Origin of the sequence: Billgrantia antri (genome assembly GCF_017868935.1) — a bacterium.
GTDB classification, from domain to species: domain Bacteria; phylum Pseudomonadota; class Gammaproteobacteria; order Pseudomonadales; family Halomonadaceae; genus Halomonas; species Halomonas antri.
The window spans coordinates 539277-551768 of the sequence record NZ_CP053383.1 but is presented as its reverse complement, the minus strand read 5'-3'; the positions used below and the strand labels follow the sequence as shown (position 1 = coordinate 551768).

At 66.7% G+C, this 12492-nt stretch carries 10 protein-coding genes and 1 pseudogene; 9 read left to right on the top strand and 2 right to left on the bottom strand.

Features of this window, described 5'->3' with window-relative positions:
* Positions 1-51: 51 nt before the first annotated feature.
* Together HNO53_RS02615 and rpmE are read right to left on the bottom strand one after the other, a co-directional pair.
* Positions 52-1323 (bottom strand): malic enzyme-like NAD(P)-binding protein, encoded by a 1272-nt coding sequence (locus tag HNO53_RS02615; RefSeq protein WP_209476010.1) that lies wholly within the window; start codon positions 1321-1323, stop codon positions 52-54.
* Between the two features lie 254 nt (positions 1324-1577).
* A complete protein-coding gene (rpmE, locus tag HNO53_RS02610) occupies positions 1578-1793 on the bottom strand; it encodes a 50S ribosomal protein L31 (protein WP_111412913.1) in 216 nt (71 codons plus the stop codon).
* 183 nt (positions 1794-1976) lie between these two features.
* Between rpmE and HNO53_RS02605 the strand changes: the two genes are divergently transcribed.
* The 9 genes and pseudogenes from HNO53_RS02605 (at position 1977) to ubiB (ending at position 12485) form a co-directional block, all read left to right on the top strand.
* Positions 1977-4214 carry a primosomal protein N' gene (locus tag HNO53_RS02605; RefSeq protein WP_209476008.1) on the top strand — a complete coding sequence of 746 codons (2238 nt, stop codon included), beginning with the start codon at positions 1977-1979 and terminating at the stop codon, positions 4212-4214.
* 138 nt (positions 4215-4352) lie between these two features.
* On the top strand, positions 4353-6038 hold the full coding sequence (gene argS / locus HNO53_RS02600) for an arginine--tRNA ligase (protein ID WP_209476006.1): 1686 nt from the start codon (positions 4353-4355) through the stop codon (positions 6036-6038).
* Positions 6039-6041: 3 nt separating this feature from the next.
* Positions 6042-6767 (top strand): SPOR domain-containing protein, encoded by a 726-nt coding sequence (locus HNO53_RS02595; protein ID WP_209476004.1) that lies wholly within the window; start codon positions 6042-6044, stop codon positions 6765-6767.
* A 157-nt stretch (positions 6768-6924) separates the two neighbouring features.
* Positions 6925-7443 (top strand): ATP-dependent protease subunit HslV, encoded by a 519-nt coding sequence (gene hslV, locus HNO53_RS02590; protein ID WP_209476002.1) that lies wholly within the window; start codon positions 6925-6927, stop codon positions 7441-7443.
* A gap of 11 nt (positions 7444-7454) precedes the next feature.
* Positions 7455-8777, top strand: coding sequence for an ATP-dependent protease ATPase subunit HslU (gene hslU / locus HNO53_RS02585; RefSeq protein WP_209476000.1), 1323 nt, complete (start codon positions 7455-7457; stop codon positions 8775-8777).
* 192 nt (positions 8778-8969) lie between these two features.
* Positions 8970-9353 (top strand): gamma-butyrobetaine hydroxylase family protein, encoded by a 384-nt coding sequence (locus HNO53_RS02580; protein ID WP_209475998.1) that lies wholly within the window; start codon positions 8970-8972, stop codon positions 9351-9353.
* A 98-nt stretch (positions 9354-9451) separates the two neighbouring features.
* Positions 9452-10219 carry a bifunctional demethylmenaquinone methyltransferase/2-methoxy-6-polyprenyl-1,4-benzoquinol methylase UbiE gene (ubiE, locus tag HNO53_RS02575; RefSeq protein WP_209475996.1) on the top strand — a complete coding sequence of 256 codons (768 nt, stop codon included), beginning with the start codon at positions 9452-9454 and terminating at the stop codon, positions 10217-10219.
* Between the two features lie 7 nt (positions 10220-10226).
* Complete coding sequence (locus tag HNO53_RS02570; protein WP_209475994.1) at positions 10227-10865, top strand: ubiquinone biosynthesis accessory factor UbiJ; 639 nt, start codon at positions 10227-10229, stop codon at positions 10863-10865.
* A pseudogene (gene ubiB, locus HNO53_RS02565) lies at positions 10865-12485 on the top strand (ubiquinone biosynthesis regulatory protein kinase UbiB). Before HNO53_RS02570 ends, ubiB begins: the two are co-directional and overlap by 1 nt.
* Positions 12486-12492: the final 7 nt, after the last annotated feature.

The window sequence follows — 12492 nt, the reverse complement described above, 5'->3', positions numbered from 1 at the left end:
GCCGGCCCGAAGGCCGGCGCACTGCTGCGTCAGTCGTTGCACGTTCCAGCGTCAGCCGCCGTAGACGTCATCCACGGTCTTCAGCGGATAGTGCGCCGGGTAGGGACGACGCGCCACCCCGGAATCCACCGCGGCCTGGGCCACCGCCGCCGGGATCCGCTCCAACAGCCGCACGTCGACCGGCGTGGGGATGATGTACTCGGGGCCGAACGCCATGTGATCGCGCTCATAGGCGTCGAGCACCGCCTGGGGGACCGGCTCGCGAGCCAGGTCCTTGAGCGCATGCACCGCCGCCACCTTCATCTCCTCGTTGATGCGCGTGGCACGCACGTCCAGCGCCCCGCGGAAGATGAACGGGAAGCCCAGCACGTTGTTGACCTGGTTGGGGTAATCGGAGCGACCGGTGGCCATGATCACGTCGGGGCGCGCCTCGCGTGCCACGTCGGGATGAATCTCCGGATCGGGGTTGGTACAGGCGAAGACGATGGGGTTCGGCGCCATCTTGCGCATGTGCTCGGCGGTCATCAGGTTGGGACCGGAAAGGCCGATGAACACATCGGCGCCCTCGATGGCATCGTCCAGCGTGCGCTTGTCGGTGTCCACCGCGAAGACCGCCTTGTAGGGGTTGAGCCCCTCACGGCCGGCATGGATCACGCCGCGACGATCGAGCATTATCAGATTCTCGGAGCGAGCCCCGCAGGAAACCAGCAGCTTCATGCAGGCGATCGCCGCCGCGCCGGCACCCAGGCAGACGATCTTGGCCTCCTCCAGGCGTTTGCCGGCGATCTCCAGCGCATTGAGCATGCCGGCCGCGGTGACGATGGCGGTGCCGTGCTGATCGTCGTGGAACACGGGAATACTGCACTGCTCGATCAGCGCCTGCTCGATCTCGAAGCACTCGGGGGCCTTGATGTCCTCGAGGTTGATGCCGCCCCAAGTGTCGGCGATGCGCGCCACGGTATCGATGAAGGCCTGCGGACTCTCGGCATTGACCTCGACATCCACCGAGTTGATGCCGGCAAAGCATTTGAACAGCACGCCCTTGCCTTCCATCACCGGCTTGCTGGCCAGCGGCCCCAGGTTGCCCAGGCCGAGAATCGCGCTGCCGTCGGAGATCACTGCCACAAGGTTGCCCTTGCCGGTGTAGCGATAGGCGTTCTCCGGATCGCGAGCGATCTCGCGCACCGGCTCGGCGACACCAGGACTGTAGGCCAGGGAGAGATCACGAGCGGTAGCGGTGGGCTTGGTCAGTTCCACGGAGAGCTTTCCGGGAATGGGCTTGGCGTGATAATCCAGCGCTGCCTGCTTCTTGGCGTCTGTCATGCTGAGAGTCCGGTATCCATACTTTTGGGTAAGGGCCTCTACAATATAGAAAAACCTTCCATTACTCAACAAGCGCACCATTCGCCGCTTTTGAACGCTCGTTCGCGAACAATCGCTACCATTTACTGCAACTTATACCAGACACTGCAACCATAACCCTTTCCTTATCACCCGCCGGCATCTTCCCTTGCCCCAGAACGAGAAAACCCGCCGTGAAGGCGGGTTTTCGAGGCGTATCGCCGTAGCAGGGCGAATCAGCCACGCTTGATGGCGGCACCGAAACGCTTGTTGAAACGCTCGACGCGGCCGCCGGTGGTAGCCTGCTTCTGCTTGCCGGTGTAGAAAGGATGGCACTGGGAGCAGACGTCCAGTGACAGGTCATGGCCGGCAGTAGTGCCGACCTCGAAGGTCGCGCCGCAGGAACAGGTCGCGGTGACCATCTTGTAATCCGGGTGAATACCTTGTTTCATCTTGAGCCTCATGGAGCGGTATGCCGCCACCTGATCCATTGCCAGGCACCGCATACGGGTTGTCTGTCGTCGCTACTCGTTCAACATTAGTCGTTCAACCAACCGGTAGCCGCCAGGCCTGCTTCTCGAAAGCCAGGTGCCACGACGGCCGGATATTCTAGCAGAGCCGACGCCGGAGGCCAATTGCTCGATTCCCCCTCTTCGCCTCCGCCTCGCGTGCTGCGCGTGGCGGTGCCCACGCCCCTGAGGCGCCTGTTCGATTACCGCCCGTGCCGCGAAGCGCCCCCCGGCGGGTGGCAGGCAGGCTTGCGCGTTCGAGTGCCCTTCGGACGCCGCCAGGTGGTCGGCGTGGTGATGGAGTGCGACAACCGCAGCGACTACCCCCTGGACCAGCTGAGACCGGTGGAGGCCTGGCTGGACGCCGAGCCGCTACCCGAGGACTGGCTTTGGCTGTGCCGCTTCACCGCGCGCTACTATCAGCATTCTCTGGGTGACACCCTGCATCAGGCGATGCCCGTGCTGCTGCGCCAGGGTCGCCCGCTGGCCGGACGTCAGCGCGAGCACTGGCGGGCCCTGGCCGCTAGCCGTGATGGCGATGCGCGCCTGCGCCGCGCGCCGCGCCAGGCCGAGCTGCTGTCCATGCTGCGCCAACACCCCCATGGACTGCCCACCCAGGCGATCGTGGCCCAGGGCTTTACTCGCGACCAACTACTTTCGCTGGTGGAGAAGGCGCTGGCCGAACGGCACGAGATACCGCTCGCCGGCGCCGCACCCGCCACGACCCAGCTGCTGGCCGAGCCGGCGCTACCGCTCAACCGCGAGCAAGCCACGGCACTGGCGGCGATTCATGAACGCTTCGATGCCTTTCATCCCTGCCTGCTGCATGGCGTCACCGGCAGCGGCAAGACCGAAGTCTACCTGCAGCTGATCGAGGCGGTAGTCGCTCGCGGACGCCAGGCGCTGCTGTTGGTGCCCGAGATCGGCCTGACGCCGCAGACCCTGGCACGTTTTCGCAGTCGCTTCCGGGTAGCGGTGGTGGCACTGCACTCGGGACTCACCGACAACGAGCGCCTCGACGCCTGGGAAGCAGTGGCCAGCGGTCGCGCACCCATTGTCATCGGCACCCGCTCAGCAATCTTCGTGCCGCTGGCACGGCCCGGCGCGATCATCGTCGACGAGGAGCATGACGGCTCGTTCAAGCAGCAGGACGGGCTGCGCTACCACGCTCGCGACCTGGCCGTGGCCCGCGCCAAGCACCACGACATCCCGCTGGTGCTGGGCAGCGCCACACCGTCGCTGGAGAGCCTCTACCATGCCGAGCGCGGCAACTACCGGCACCTGCGCCTGACCCGCCGCGCCAGCCGCTACGCCCCGGCCCGGCTGGAGCTGATCGACCTGCGCGGCCGTCAGCGCCAGGGCGGCCTGATCCCGCCGACGATCGAGGCGATTCGCGAGACGCTCGCGGCCGGACATCAGGTGCTGGTGTTCATCAACCGCCGCGGTTTCGCGCCGACGCTGGCCTGTCACACCTGCGGCTGGCTGGCCGACTGTGACGCCTGCGACGCGCACATGACGCTGCATCGCCAGCCACCGATGCTGGCCTGCCATCACTGCGACAAGCACCGTCCGGTGCCGGATGCCTGTCCCGAGTGCGGCAGCGCCGACCTGCGCCCACTGGGCAGCGGTACCGAGCGCACCGAAGAGACCCTGGCGGCGCTCTTCCCAAAGGTACCGGTTCACCGTATCGATCGCGACAGCACGCGGCGGCGCGATGCCTTCGAGCAGACCCTCGGCGAGGTGAGGCGCGGTGCCCCCTGCCTGCTGGTCGGAACCCAGATGCTGGCCAAGGGACACCACCTGCCCCACGTCACGCTGGTGGTCGTGGTCAACGCCGACGCCGGGCTCTATGCCAGCGACTTCCGCGCCCTGGAGCACAGCGCCCAACTGCTCACCCAGGTTGCCGGCCGCGCCGGCCGCGCCGCGCATCCCGGTCGCGTGCTGGTGCAGACCCTGCACACCGACGATCCGCACCTGCGGCTGCTCGCCGAGCACGGCTACGACGCCCTGGCCGGCCAGCTGCTTGCCGAGCGTCGCGCCGCCGCGCTGCCGCCCTTCCGCCACCTCGCCCTACTGCGCCTGGAAAGCCCGCGCGAGGAAGCGGCCACCTCACTCGGCCGCGAAGCAGCCTCCCTGATGCGTCAGTGGGTCGCCGAGCACGCCCCCGACGTGAGCTGCCTGGGGCCGGTACCGGCGCCCATGGAGCGGCGCCAGAACCGCTACCATGTCCACCTGCTGCTCAGCGCCGGCCGGCGCAGCCAGCTGCATGCTGCCTGTGCCCGACTCACCGTCTGGCTCGAGGCCTCGCCCGAGGCGCGCCGGGTGCGCTGGTCGCTGGACGTCGACCCGCAGACACTCAGCTGAACGTGCGGCCTTTAAAGCCGCGGCACAATTGCCGATAATGGTCGACCAGCCCCATTTTCTTCGTGGCCGCGCCCTTCGCGAGTGCCTCTGGCTTCGTCATCACCTCGTGCGCCCGTCGCAACAGGACATAACCGCTTCATGAAAGAGACGATCATCTCCCTGCTCGAGAACGCCCTCGATACGCTCAAGCAGCAAGGCACGCTGCCCGCCGATATCGCACCGACCATCAAGGTCGATCCGACCAAGGACAAGGCCCATGGCGACTATGCCAGCAACCTGGCGCTGCTGTTGGCCAAGCCGGCCGGCCGCCAGCCTCGTGAGCTGGCCGAGACGCTGATCGCGGCGTTACCCGAGAGCGACGCCGTGGAAAAGGTGGAGATCGCTGGCCCCGGCTTTATCAACTTCTTCGCCGCCACCGATGCCGCAGCTCAGGTCGTGCGCCAGGTGCTCGACGCCGGCGATACCTTCGGCCGCAGCCTGGCCGGACGCGGCCAGAAGGTCCAGGTCGAGTTCGTCTCCGCCAACCCCACCGGGCCGCTGCACGTCGGCCATGGGCGTGGTGCCGCCATTGGCGACTGTATCAGCCGGCTGCTCGAAGCCACCGGCTTCGATGTGACTCGCGAGTTCTACTACAACGACGCCGGCGCCCAGATCGCCAACCTGGCGCTGTCCGTGCAGGCCCGCGCCAAGGGCCTCACGCCCGATGACGACGCCTGGCCCGAGGACGGCTACCGCGGCGACTACATCATCGAGGTGGCCAACGATTACCTGGCCGGCGAGACGGTCCACGCCGACGACCGTCACGTCATCGCCAAGGCCGACCCCGACGACCTCGATGCCATCCGCGAATTTGCCGTGGCCTGGCTGCGCCGCGAGCAGGACCTCGACCTCAAGGCCTTTGGCGTCTCGTTCGACGTCTATTTCCTGGAGTCCTCGCTTTACCGTGAAGGCAAGGTAGAGGAGGCGGTCGAGCGGCTGATCGAGAAGGGCCACACCTACGAGCAGGACGGTGCCCTGTGGTTGCGCACCACCGACTTCGGCGACGACAAGGACCGGGTGATGCGCAAGTCCGATGGCAGCTATACCTACTTCCTGCCCGACGTGGCCTACCACCTGAACAAGTGGCAGCGCGGCTTCACGACAGTGATCAACGAGCAAGGCGCCGACCACCATTCCACGGTGACCCGAGTGCGCGCCGGGCTGCAGGCGCTGGAAGCCGGTATTCCCCGGGGCTGGCCCGACTACGTGCTGCACCAGATGGTCATGGTGACCCGCTCCGGCGTGGAGGTGAAGCTTTCCAAGCGCGCCGGCAGCTACGTTACCGTGCGCGACCTGATCGACGAAGTCGGCCGCGACGCCACGCGTTTCTTCCTTGCCGCGCGGCGTGCCGATTCGCAGCTCACCTTCGACATCGACCTGGCACGCTCACAGTCCAACGACAATCCCGTCTACTACGTGCAGTATGCCCATGCCCGGGTATGCAGCATGCTGCGCAAGGCCGAGGCCCAGGGGCTCGGATTCGACCATGACCTGGCGATGGTCAGCCTGGCGAAGCTCGACGCGGACCAGGAGAAGGCGGTAATGAATCGCCTGGCGCGCTTCCCCGAGGTCGTCGACCACGCCGCCGCATCACGGGAACCGCAGCAGGTCGCCCAGTATCTGCTCGACCTCGCCGCCGAGTTCCACTCTTGCTACAACGCCGTAAAGGTCATGGTCGACGATGACGAGCTGCGCAACGCCCGCCTTGCCCTGGGCCTGGCCACGCGCCAGGTGCTGCGCAACGGCCTCGACCTGCTGGGCGTCGGCGCCCCCGAGGAGATGTGATCCATGGCCGCCCGTCGTACGCCCAGCAAGCGTGGCGCCACTACCAGCCGCAAGCGCGCTCCTGCCCGGCGCCAAGGCTTCCGCCTGCCCGGTTGGCTATGGGGCCTGGGTGGCGTCATCGCAGGCTTTCTACTGGCTCAGCATCAGCACGGCACCGCGCCTTGGCAGGCGGGCAGCGACTCGCCCTTGGCCAAGCTGATCCCGCGCACGCCAACCGAAGTGAGCGAACCCACGCCGACCATCGAGCCGCGCGACCCTCCCATGCCCACCTTCGAGTTCTATACCCTGCTGCCCGAGGAAGTGGTGGCCCCGAAAGACGTCGCCTCGACCGCCTCGCCGCCGGAGCCGACGGTCGAGCAACCGCCAGCCGACGCCAGCGACGCCGCTGCCGAGTCGACGCCCGCCGACGATCCCATCGCCCAGGTGATCGCCGCCAACCTGCGTGAGGAAGTGAATGCCACACCGGCCAGCGAGGCGGCGGCACCGGCGGGCACGCGCTACATGCTGCAGGCGGCATCGTTCCGCCAGCCCGAGGACGCCGAGCAGCTGCGCCAGCGCCTGCGCAACCTGAGCTTGATGGCCCAGGTCAGCCAGGTACAGGCCGCAGACGGCGAGACCTGGCACCGGGTCATGGTCGGCCCCTATGACGACACCCGTGAGCTCAACCGCGCCGAGGACCTGATGGTGACCCAGGGCATCACCCCGCTGCGCCACCGCGCCACCAACTGAGCCGCATTGGCGGCGGGCAACAGGACCACGCAGCCGATGGCGCTTGAATTCCCCCCCAGCCGCCCGCACCTACCCTGGATGCTCTTTCACGGCCCCCGGCCAGCCGGGGACCGAAAGTCACCGGGAGCCCCGGCTCCCCGTTACGGAGTTACTCTCCATGACCACGATCGTTTCCGTGCGCCGCGGTGACCAGGTGGCCCTGGCCGGCGACGGCCAGGTATCGCTGGGCAACACCGTGATGAAGGGCAACGCCAGCAAGGTGCGTCGCCTCTATCGCGGCCAGGTGCTGGCGGGCTTCGCCGGCGGCACCGCCGATGCCTTCACTCTGTTCGAGCGCTTCGAGGCGCAGTTGGAGAAGTACCAGGGCAACCTGGTCAAGGCGGCCGTGGAGCTGGCCAAGGACTGGCGCACCGATCGCGCCCTGCGCCGGCTCGAGGCGCTGCTCGCAGTGGCCGACAAGAACGCCTCTTTGATCATCACCGGCAACGGTGACGTGGTGGAGCCGGAGCGCGGCATCATCGCCATCGGCTCGGGCGGCAATTTCGCCCTGGCCGCGGCGCGTGCACTGCTGGAAAACACCGACCTCTCGGCCCAGGAAATTACCGAGAAATCGCTCGAGATCGCCGGTGACATCTGCGTGTTCACCAACCATCACGTCACCCTCGAAACGCTCTGAAGGCCGCCCTCATGTCCCAGATGACCCCCCGCGAGATCGTCCACGCCCTGGATCAGTTCATCGTCGGCCAGCAGGATGCCAAACGTGCCGTCGCCATCGCCCTGCGCAATCGCTGGCGGCGCATGCAGCTCGACGATGACCTGCGTCCCGAGGTCACGCCCAAGAACATCCTCATGATTGGCCCCACCGGGGTGGGCAAGACCGAGATTGCCCGGCGCCTGGCCAAGCTCGCCCGTGCGCCCTTCATCAAGGTCGAGGCGACCAAGTTCACCGAGGTGGGCTATGTCGGCCGCGACGTCGAATCGATCATCCGCGATCTCACCGAGGCCGCGATCAAGCTGGTGCGCGAACAGGCCAAGGACGAAGTGCGCCATCGCGCCGAGGATGCCGCCGAGGATCGCATCCTCGACGCCCTGCTGCCGCCGCCCCGCGGCCAGGAGGACAGCCCTCGCGCCGACAGCTCGACGCGCCAGACCTTCCGCAAGAAACTGCGCGAGGGCGATCTCGACGACAAGGAGATCGACATCGAGATCACCCCCCAGGGGCCGGGCATCGATATCATGACGCCGCCCGGCATGGAGGAGATGACCAGCCAGCTGCAGAGCCTGTTCTCCAACATGGGCCGCCAGAAGACCGAGACCCGCCGGGTCAAGGTCAAGGACGCCTTCGCCCTGCTGCGTGACGAAGAGGCCGCCAAGCTGGTCAACGAAGAGGAGATCAAGCATCGCGCCATCGACGCGGTGGAGCAGAACGGCATCGTCTTTCTCGACGAGATCGACAAGGTGGCCAAGGGCAACGGCCAGTCCAGCGGTGGCGAGGTTTCCCGCGAGGGCGTGCAGCGCGACCTGCTGCCGCTGATCGAGGGCTCGACCGTCTCGACCAAGTACGGCATGGTCAAGACCGACCACATCCTGTTCATCGCCTCCGGTGCTTTCCACCTGTCACGCCCCTCCGACCTGATCCCCGAGCTGCAGGGCCGCCTGCCGATCCGCGTCGAGCTCGAAGCGCTGACCCCGGAGGACTTCAAGCGCATCCTCACCGAGCCCTCCGCCGCGCTGACCAAGCAGTACAAGGCGCTGCTGGCCACCGAGGGGCTCGACATCGACTTCACCGAGGACGGCATCGAGCGCATCGCCGAGATCGCCTGGAAGGTCAACGAAGGCACCGAGAACATCGGCGCACGGCGCCTGCACACGGTAATGGAGCGACTGCTGGAAGAGGCCTCGTTCAAGGGCGCCGACCTCGGCAGCCCGCTGGCGATCGACGCCGCCTACGTCGACTCCCAGCTCGGCGAGCTGGCGATGGACGAGGATCTGTCGCGGTATATTCTTTAATCGTGGGCTGCACCTCGCGGCAGCAAAGGCCTACATGAGTGCAGCGCCGGGTACAGGTCGAAGCGGAGGTCATTCGCCAGGGATGGTGAATGTAGCGCCCAAGGATGGGTTCACAGCGCCTCCGCGATGGTACGGCACCCCGGGTGCCTGTCGCCGGCCAGCTGCGCTTCACCAACGCAAGCGGAGTCCTGCATGACCGCCCCCATCCCCAGCAAGATCCACTACCACAAGAAGGCCCGCGAGCTGGAGCTCAGCTACCCCGGCGGCGAGAGCCATCGCCTGGCGGTGGAGTACCTGCGGGTCTACTCCCCCTCCGCCGAGGTGCGCGGCCACCATCCCAGCCAGGCCGTGCTGCAGGTGGGCAAGAAGGACGTCGGCCTGAAGAACATCGAGCCGGTGGGCCGCTATGCCGTCAAACTTGTCTTCGACGACGGCCACGACAGCGGCATCTACAGCTGGGACTACCTTCACGAGCTGATCCAGAACCGCGAGGCCTACTGGGCCGACTATCTCGCGCGACTGGAGAAGGCCGGCGCCAGCCGCGGGCCGTTGGGCATCGAAATCAAGCAGCTGTAGGAGACGGGCGTCAAGACAAGCGCCGTTGCCGAAGGCTACAATGTGGCCCTGAACGAGGCCCGCCTCACCTTTCCGCAGCGATTCGGGAGCCCTTTCGCATGAGCCCTCACTCCACCCCAGGGGACCAGCGCACCACCCATTTCGGCTACCAGGAGGTGCCGATAGCGGAAAAGGCCTCACGCGTGGCCGATGTCTTCCACTCCGTGGCGGCACGTTACGACGTCATGAACGACCTCATGTCACTGGGCATCCACCGGCTGTGGAAACGGCTCACCATCGAGCGCGCCGGTGTGCGCCCCGGCCACAGCGTGCTCGACATTGCCGGTGGCACCGGGGATTTGACGCTCAAGTTCTCGCGTCTGGCCGGGCCTCGCGGTCGAGTGGTACTGGCCGACATCAATGAATCGATGCTGCGGGTCGGCCGCGACAAACTGCTCGACAACGGCGTCGGTGGCAACGTCGAATACGTGCAGGCCAATGCCGAGTGCCTGCCCTTCCCCGATAACAGCTTCGACTGCATCACCATCGCCTTCGGCCTGCGCAACGTCACCGACAAGGACGCCGCGCTGCGCTCCATGACGCGAGTGCTCAAGCCCGGCGGTCGCCTGCTGGTGCTGGAATTCTCCAAGCCGAACAACCCCGTGCTGACCCGCGCCTACGACGAGTACTCCTTCCGTCTGCTGCCCGTGATGGGCCAGATGGTGGCTGGCGACGCCGACAGCTACCGTTACCTGGCCGAGTCGATACGCATGCATCCCGACCAGGAGACGCTCAAGGCAATGATGGAGACAGCGGGGCTGGAGCGGGTCGAATACACCAATCTCACCGGGGGCATCGTCGCCCTGCATCGCGGCATCAAGCTCTGAGGTCGTAATGTCGCTGACCCCGCCCCTGCTGCTGGCCGGCATCGAACGCACGCTCAATGCCCTGCTCGCACGAGACCTGGCTGCGCCCTCACGTCTGGCCCGGCTGTCAGGCAGCCGGCTGCTGCTGCGACTGGAGCGCCCTGCCCTGACGCTGCTGCTGAGCTTCCACCCGCACGGTGTCGACCTGATGCGCCAGGACGAGCCCGACGAGAGCGCTGCCGATACCGTCGTCGAGCTCGATACCGAAGCGCTGGGCGAGCTGCTCGGCGGCGAATCGATGGAGCGACTGATGTTTCGTGGGCGCCTGGCCGTGCGCGGCCGCGTGCACCTGCTCGAGGAGGTGCGCGACCTGTTCCTCGACCTCGACATCGACTGGGAAGCGGAGCTGGCCCGCTGGCTGGGCGACGTACCCGCCCATAGTCTCGCCGAAGGGCTGCGCAGCCTGGCCCGCTGGGGCCTGCGTGCCCAGGAGGAGATGCGCGCCGACATCGCCGAGTATGTGTTCGAGGAGGCGCGCTTGCTTCCCGGACGCCGGCAACTGGAGAACCTGCGCGACCATCTCACCGAGCTGGAGATAGCCACCGACCGCCTCGAGGCCCGCCTGGCCAGGCTGCGCCGCCGATTGGAACGCGAGGCCGCGTCATGATGGGGCTCCGCCTGCTGCGCATCATCTGGGTGATCACCCGCTACCGCCTCGATACCCTGCTACCGCTTCAACGGTTGCCCTGGTGGCTGCGCCTGGCCTTCCTGCTCTCGCCGCTGCGCCTGGTGCCGGTGGGTCGACGTACGGGCGGCGAGCGCCTGCGCCTGGCGCTGGAGTCGCTGGGCCCGATCTTCGTCAAGTTCGGCCAGTTACTCTCCACCCGCCGCGACCTGCTGCCCGAGGAGGTCGCCGATGAGCTCAGGCGCCTGCAGGATCAGGTACCGCCTTTTCCCGGCGAAGAAGCGAAGGCGCTGGTCGAGGCCGAGCTGCGCATGCCTCTCGACGTCGCCTTTGCACATTTCGAGCCGGAGTCGCTGGCATCGGCCTCCATCGCCCAGGTGCATGCCGCCCGCCTGCACAGCGGTGAAGACGTTGTGGTCAAGATCATCCGCCCCGCCATCGACCGGGTGATGCGTCAGGACATGGCACTGATGTACCGGGTTGCCGGTCTGCTGACCCTGCTGCCCGAGGCGCGCCGGCTGCGACCGGTGGAAGTGGTGCGCGACTACGAAGCCACCCTTTTCGACGAGCTCGACCTGCACAAGGAAGCCGCCAACACCTCGCAGCTCAAGCGTAACTTCAAGGATTCGCCGCTGCTCCACGTGCCCACGGTGCATTGGTCACACACCCGCCGCCGGGTCATGGTGCAGGAGCGCATCCATGGCATCCCGGTAGCCGACATCGCCGCGCTGCGCTCCCAGGGTACCGACCTCAAGCGCCTTGCCGAACGCGGCGTGGAGATCTTCTTCACCCAGGTGTTCCGCGACAACTTCTTCCACGCCGACATGCATCCGGGCAATATCTTCGTCGCCCGCGAACACCCTCACGACCCCCAGTACATCGCCATCGACTGCGGCATCGTCGGCAGCCTGACCCGCGAGGACCAGGACTACCTGGCACGCAACCTGCTCGCCTTCTTCCGTCAGGACTACTACGAAGTCGCCGCGCTGCATATCGAATCGGGTTGGGTCGGCGAAGACACCCGCGCCAACGAGTTTGCTGCTGCCATTCGCACGGTGTGCGAACCGATCCTGGAGAAGCCGCTCAAGGACATTTCCTTCGGTCAGGTGCTGCTGGGCCTGTTCCAGACCGCACGACGCTTCAACATGGAGGTGCAGCCGCAGTTGGTGCTGCTGCAGAAGACCCTGCTCAACATCGAGGGCCTGGGACGCCAGCTCTACCCCGACCTCGATCTGTGGAGCACCGCCAAGCCCTATCTGGAGCGCTGGATGCATGAGCGCGCCGGTGCGGTGGGTCTGTGGGAGTCGCTCAAGCGCCAGGCGCCGGAGCTGTCGCGTCAACTGCCCGAGCTGCCTTCTGTGGCCCATCAGGCGCTCAGCCGCATCGAGCATGAGCATCGCCAGCGCCGCCGTCAGGCTCAGGCACTCGGTGGCATCCAGCAGCAGCTGGGCGAAAGCCGGCGCAGTGGACGCCGCCTGCCTGGGGCTGCTGCTGGCCGGTGTGGCGTTGGCCTGGCAACCGCTGACCGACTGGGCCGCGAGCCAGCCCTGGCCGGTACTGCTGCTGGCCGGGCTGGGCCTGGTGCTGCTGGCCTGGCAATGAACTTGAT

Coding starts and splice junctions, on each gene's coding strand:
- HNO53_RS02615 (WP_209476010.1), bottom strand. CDS start 1,323: ATGACAGACGCCAAGAAGCAGGCAGCGCTGGATTATCACGCCAAGCCC.
- rpmE (WP_111412913.1), bottom strand. CDS start 1,793: ATGAAACAAGGTATTCACCCGGATTACAAGATGGTCACCGCGACCTGT.
- argS (WP_209476006.1), top strand. CDS start 4,353: ATGAAAGAGACGATCATCTCCCTGCTCGAGAACGCCCTCGATACGCTC.
- HNO53_RS02595 (WP_209476004.1), top strand. CDS start 6,042: ATGGCCGCCCGTCGTACGCCCAGCAAGCGTGGCGCCACTACCAGCCGC.
- hslV (WP_209476002.1), top strand. CDS start 6,925: ATGACCACGATCGTTTCCGTGCGCCGCGGTGACCAGGTGGCCCTGGCC.
- hslU (WP_209476000.1), top strand. CDS start 7,455: ATGTCCCAGATGACCCCCCGCGAGATCGTCCACGCCCTGGATCAGTTC.
- HNO53_RS02580 (WP_209475998.1), top strand. CDS start 8,970: ATGACCGCCCCCATCCCCAGCAAGATCCACTACCACAAGAAGGCCCGC.
- ubiE (WP_209475996.1), top strand. CDS start 9,452: ATGAGCCCTCACTCCACCCCAGGGGACCAGCGCACCACCCATTTCGGC.
- HNO53_RS02570 (WP_209475994.1), top strand. CDS start 10,227: ATGTCGCTGACCCCGCCCCTGCTGCTGGCCGGCATCGAACGCACGCTC.